Raw genomic sequence first — 4,745 nt, forward strand, 5'->3', positions numbered from 1 at the left:
CCGGCACCAGCGAGGCGTCAAGCGACAGCTCGCCCAGGGCCACGGTATTTTCGGCGGCGTCCGGCGGCACGATGTCCAGCGCCGCCAGCAGCGCCAGCGCGATCGGCAGGTCGAAATGGCTGCCTTCCTTGGGCAGGTCGGCGGGCGACAGGTTGACGGTGATCCGCCGCGAGGGCAGCGCGATGGCCAGCGCGTTCAGGGCGCTGCGCACCCGGTCGCGCGCCTCGGACACCGCCTTGTCCGGCAGCCCGACAATGGCAAAGGCGGGCAGGCCGGGCGCCACCGCGCATTGCACCTCGACCAGCCGGGCCTGTACCCCCTGGAACGCCACCGTGTAGGCGCGCGCGACCATGCCGTCCCCCGTTTGGTTAACGTCCCTATCGCTAGCGGGGCAGGGGTTTAGGAACGGTTAACGCGGCGTGGGGGGCATGGCCCGGCATCTGGGTTCCGCGAAGCAAAGCCGCGCCTGTGCGGCGTCAGAATGGCCAGGGGGTTGAATCGAGGGGCAGGGCATAGGGGTCGGGATCATACGCGATCTTGGCGCCTTTGGCACGCCAGGCCCTGACCGCCGGATCGCGCAGCAATGCGTGGCAATAGGCCAGCGCAGCCTCCGATACCGGCAGGCCATAGCCGACGATGCGCGCGGCGACAGGCGCGTAGAACACCTCGGCCAGGCTGTAGGCGCCGAACAGCCAGCCATCGCCCTGGCCCGAGACGGCGCGGGCATGGTCCCACAGCGTTTCGATGCGGGCCAGATCGGCGCGCACCGCGTCGCTGGCGGTGAAGCCGCGATATTGGCGTTGCAGCTGCATCGGGCAGGCGTCGCGCAGCGCGTGGAAGCCGGCGGCCATCTCGGCGCAGAGCCAGCGCGCGGTGGCGCGACAGGCCGGATCGGCGGGCCAGTGCCCGGCCTGCGGGTGGCGTTCGGCCAGGGTTTCGGCGATGGCGAGGCTTTCGCCCAGCACGGTGCCTTCGGGCAGTCGTACCGCCGGGACCAGCCGCGCCGGGGCCAGCGGTGCCAGATCCTGCGCCAGGGTGCCGGTATAGAGGCCGACCATGTGAACGGAACAGGGAATGCCGAATTTCTCGAACATAAGCCAGCCGCGCAGCGACCAGCTGGAAAACAGGCGGTCGCCGATGTGAAGATCATAATTCATATGTGCAGGTTAGGCGGGTTTGCGACCCGCGCCCAACGCCGATTTGTGGGCTTGTCGATCACGGCCGGTGATTGATCGCCCCGACCTGCCAGCCGGTGCCGCTGCGTTCCAGCGCGGTGACCGACAGGGTGTCGATCGGCTGGGCCAGCACCTGGGCCGCCGGGACCGCCAGCGCGCGCTGCAACTGGGACAGGATCAGGCCGAAATGCGCCACCACGATCAGGTCACCCCCGGCATGATCGCGCAGCAGCGCATCAATGGCGGCATCCATGCGTTGGCGCCCGTCATTCCAGCTTTCGCCGCCGGGTGGGCGGGTGTCGCCGGGATCGTCCCAATAGGCGCGGGCAAGGGCGGGGTCTGCGGCCTCGATCTCGGGGGCGCTGCGCAGCTCCCAGCTGCCGAAATGAAACTCGCGCAGGCCGGCAAGGTGCGGCAGGCGGTGGCGTGGACCCTGGATGGCATCGGCGGTGGCGACGGCGCGGATCAGGTCCGAGGAGACCACCAGCGCGGTGTCGGGCAGATGCGCGGAGAGCCGCGCCAGCGCGGCGCTGTCGCCCAGGTCGGCGGGCACGTCGGACCAGCCGACCATCGCCTTGACGTGGGTCGGACCGTGCCGGACCAGGAACAGCCGGGTCATGGCGTCTGTCCTTTCAGCACCTGCGGCAGGCCGGCGGTGACCTGCACCACCAGGTCGGCCTCGGTGGCCAGGGCGATGTTCAGCCGGCCCTGTGCCTCGCGGAACCGTCGCGCCAGCGCGTTGTCGGGCACGACGCCGTGGCCGACTTCGTTCGAGACCACGACAACGCGCGCCGGGCAGAGCCGCAGCGCGTGCAAGAGGGCCGATTGTTCGGCCTCGATCTCGTTTTCCGTCATCAGGTGATTGCTGAGCCAGAGCGTGGCACAGTCCAACAGGCAGACCTGACCCTCTGCCAATTTTCCCAGCACATCCGCCGCATTCAGCGGCGCTTCGATGGTCGACCATGCCGGGCCGCGGCGATTTTGATGCCGGCAGATTTTCGCCTGCATCTCGGTGTCGAACGCTTGCGCGGTCGCCAGATAAATGCAGTGTGTTGAAGTGTTTAGAACGAGCGTTTCCGCATAGGCCGATTTTCCGGAAGCCGCGCCGCCCAGAACGAGGGTGGTTTTTGGCAACACGTTAATTTGACCTTTTTTTGAACCAAGACAGGTTACTGTGCGTAACGACTCTAGTAACCTTGCACAAGGTTCTGCCGCCACGGGAGTTGGATGCATGCCGCTGGATACCACCGAAGACCGTTCCTTTTCGCGCCGCGCGATGAAGGCTGAACTTCTGGATGCCGAGACCGAATTGAAACTGGCCTATGCCTGGCGTGATCACCGGGACGAGGAGGCGCTGCATCGCCTGATCACCGCCTATATGCGCCTTGCCATTTCGATGGCGTCGAAGTTCCGACGGTATGGCGCGCCGATGAACGATCTGATTCAGGAGGCCGGCCTGGGCCTGATGAAAGCCGCCGACAAGTTCGACCCGGACCGTGGCGTGCGCTTTTCGACCTATGCGGTGTGGTGGATCAAGGCCTCGATCCAGGATTTCGTGATGCGCAACTGGTCGATGGTGCGCACCGGCTCGACCTCGTCGCAGAAATCGCTGTTCTTCAACATGCGCCGGGTGCAGGCGCGGCTGGAGCGCGAGGCGGCGGCGCGCGGCGAGCAGATCGACCGCTACGAAATGCACCGGATGATCTCGGAAGAGATCGGCGTGCCGCAGCACGATGTCGAAATGATGGAGGGGCGGCTGTCCGGTTCGGACTTTTCGCTGAACTCGCTGCAATCGGCCGATGAGGACGGGCGCGAGTGGATCGATGCCCTGGAAGATGACGGCGCCCAGGCGGCCGAGTTGGTCGAGGACCGGCTGGACAATGATCAGCTGCGTGAATGGTTGCTGGTGGCGATGCAGGCGCTGAACAGGCGCGAACGGTTTATCGTACGCGAACGCAAGCTGCGCCCGACGCCGCGTACCCTGGAAAGCCTGGGGGACGAGCTGGGCCTGTCCAAGGAGCGGGTGCGCCAGCTGGAGGCGGCGGCCTTTGAAAAAATGCGCAAATCGTTGGTGTCGCAATCTCGCGAGGTCCGGCATTTCCTGCTATGAAGTTTATTGTTGCCCTTCTCTGTTTTACTGACCGCCCATGAAGTTCCTTTTCGTATTGATCGCGTTGCTGTGGGCCACATCCACGGCGGCGCAAACCTCCTCGGTCGCGATCCTGACCAAAATGTCCGAGGCCGACGTGGTGATCCTGGGCGAGATCCACGACAACCCCGATCACCATCGATACCAGGCGAAAACCATCGCCCGGCTGCGACCGCGGGCGGTGGTCTACGAAATGCTGACGCGCGACCAGGCGGCACGGGTCACTCCCGACCTCGCCGCCGAGACCGAGGCGTTGCGTGTCGCGCTGGACTGGGACACGTCGGGCTGGCCGGATTTCAGCCATTACGCGCCGCTTTTTGCCGCCCATCCGCTGGCAATGGTCTATGGCGCCCATGTGCCGCGCGACGTTGCGCGGCAAAGCATGGAGACGGGGCTGGCCGCGGCCTTTGGCGAGGAGGCATCGGTTTACGGTCTAACCGAACCGCTGCCCGAGGCCGAGCGGGCGGCGCGCCAGGCGATGCAGAAGTCCGCCCATTGCGACGCGCTGCCGGACGAGATGCTGGCGCCGATGGTCGATATCCAGCGGCTGCGTGACGCGGCGCTGGCGCGCGCGGTGGTCGAGGCACTGAACGATTCCGGGCCACCGGTGGTGGTGATCACCGGCAACGGCCATGCGCGCAAGGACTGGGGCCTGCCGGTGTATCTGCAGCGGCTGCGGCCCGAGATCGGCGTTTTCACCCTGGGACAGGCCGAGGAAGGGGTGCAGATCGAGGGCGCATTTGACGCGGTGGTGAGCGCGCCGCCGGTGCGCCGCGACGATCCCTGCGCGGCGTTGCGCAAGGACGGCTGAACGCCAATTGGCACTGGCGCAACCCGGGCCTGCCGCCTATGGTCGGGGCGGTCCGGAAACCGGGATGCGCTAAATGCTGGCGAACAAACGTATTCTTCTGATCATCGGTGGCGGAATCGCGGCCTATAAGGCGCTGGAACTGATCCGGCGGCTGCAGGATGGCGGCGCCCGCGTCACGCCGGTGCTGACCCGCGCGGGGGCGGAATTTGTCACCCCGCTATCGGTCTCGGCGCTGGCCGGGCAGAGGGTGTTCCAGCACCTGTTCGACCTGACGGACGAGGCCGAGATGGGGCATATCGAACTGTCCCGCTCGGCCGATCTGATCGTGGTGGCGCCGGCCACCGCCGATCTGATGGCAAAGATGGCGGGCGGGCAGGCCGATGACCTGGCCTCGACCCTGCTGCTGGCCACCGACACGCCGGTGCTGATGGCGCCGGCGATGAACGTGCGCATGTGGGAGCATCCGGCGACCCGGCGCAACCTGGCCACGTTGCAGGCCGACGGCATCGCCACGGTTGGCCCCAATGACGGCAGCATGGCCTGTGGCGAATTCGGCCCCGGGCGCATGGCCGAACCGGCCGAGATCGTCGCGGCGGTGGCGGCGGCGCTG

7 protein-coding genes are annotated in these 4,745 nt (G+C 66.8%); 3 read left to right on the forward strand and 4 right to left on the reverse strand.

The window, feature by feature from the left end; all coding sequences use genetic code 11:
• From CVM52_RS23680 to cobU, 4 genes are all read right to left on the reverse strand, one after another.
• The coding region (locus CVM52_RS23680; RefSeq protein ID WP_133119961.1) for a magnesium chelatase domain-containing protein at positions 1 to 352 on the reverse strand (352 nt) is incomplete at its 3' end.
• Positions 353 to 476: 124 nt separating this feature from the next.
• Entirely contained in the window at positions 477 to 1,157 is a 681-nt protein-coding gene (locus tag CVM52_RS23685; RefSeq protein WP_100164794.1) for a glutathione S-transferase, read from the reverse strand.
• A gap of 58 nt (positions 1,158 to 1,215) precedes the next feature.
• Positions 1,216 to 1,794, reverse strand: a complete 579-nt coding sequence (locus CVM52_RS23690) for a histidine phosphatase family protein (RefSeq protein ID WP_100164795.1) — start codon at positions 1,792 to 1,794, stop codon at positions 1,216 to 1,218.
• Positions 1,791 to 2,423, reverse strand: coding sequence for a bifunctional adenosylcobinamide kinase/adenosylcobinamide-phosphate guanylyltransferase (cobU, locus tag CVM52_RS23695; protein WP_240621061.1), 633 nt, complete (start codon positions 2,421 to 2,423; stop codon positions 1,791 to 1,793). The genes CVM52_RS23690 and cobU overlap by 4 nt, the downstream gene beginning before the upstream one ends.
• Here cobU and CVM52_RS23700 point away from each other — a divergent pair.
• The 3 genes from CVM52_RS23700 to CVM52_RS23710 all read left to right on the forward strand — a co-directional run.
• Positions 2,407 to 3,285 carry an RNA polymerase factor sigma-32 gene (locus CVM52_RS23700; protein WP_100164797.1) on the forward strand — a complete coding sequence of 293 codons (879 nt, stop codon included), beginning with the start codon at positions 2,407 to 2,409 and terminating at the stop codon, positions 3,283 to 3,285. The genes cobU and CVM52_RS23700 overlap by 17 nt on opposite strands.
• A gap of 37 nt (positions 3,286 to 3,322) precedes the next feature.
• Entirely contained in the window at positions 3,323 to 4,135 is an 813-nt protein-coding gene (locus tag CVM52_RS23705) for a ChaN family lipoprotein (protein WP_100164798.1), read from the forward strand.
• A gap of 73 nt (positions 4,136 to 4,208) precedes the next feature.
• On the forward strand, positions 4,209 to 4,745 hold a 537-nt coding region (locus tag CVM52_RS23710), incomplete at its 3' end, for a flavoprotein (RefSeq protein WP_276308661.1).

Source organism: Pseudooceanicola lipolyticus, assembly GCF_002786325.1.
Classification (GTDB): Bacteria; Pseudomonadota; Alphaproteobacteria; order Rhodobacterales; family Rhodobacteraceae; genus Pseudooceanicola_C; species Pseudooceanicola_C lipolyticus.